Annotated in this window: 1 pseudogene; it reads right to left on the bottom strand. The window is 62.9% G+C overall.

The features are described from left to right. Positions 1 to 49: 49 nt before the first annotated feature. Positions 50 to 455, bottom strand: a pseudogene (locus EN749_RS37095) (acetyl-CoA C-acetyltransferase); the annotation flags it as partial.

Below are 455 nucleotides of genomic sequence, written 5' to 3'. Positions count from 1 at the left end.
CTCATTACGACTCCTCACTTTAATTATTATTCGGGTACCAACGAGAGGCTTAACGCTCGACGGTGAGAGCAATGCCTTGCCCGCCGCCTACGCACAGGGTGACGAGCCCTTTTTTAACGTCACGGCGCTGCATTTCGTACAGCAGCGTCACGAGGATGCGGCAGCCGGAGGCACCTATCGGATGGCCCAGGGCGATAGCGCCGCCGTTCACGTTCACTTTGCGTTCATCCCAGCCGAGCTGCTTCCCCACCGCCAGCGCCTGGGCGGCAAAGGCCTCATTGGCTTCAATGAGGTCCACGTCATCCAGCGTCCAGCCCGCCCGCGCCAGCGCCGTCCGGCAGGCGCTGACCGGACCGATGCCCATCACCGACGGGTCAACGCCCGTCACGGCGTAGCTCACGATGCGACCGAGAATGGGCAAACCGCTCTCCCGCGCTTTTTCGCCGCTCATCAGC

The sequence above is a fragment of the Mesorhizobium sp. M7A.F.Ca.ET.027.02.1.1 genome (assembly GCF_004022985.1).
Lineage (GTDB): Bacteria > Pseudomonadota > Alphaproteobacteria > Rhizobiales > Rhizobiaceae > Mesorhizobium.
Note: the sequence above shows the minus strand (reverse complement) of the source record. Positions and strands in the feature narration are given on the sequence as shown.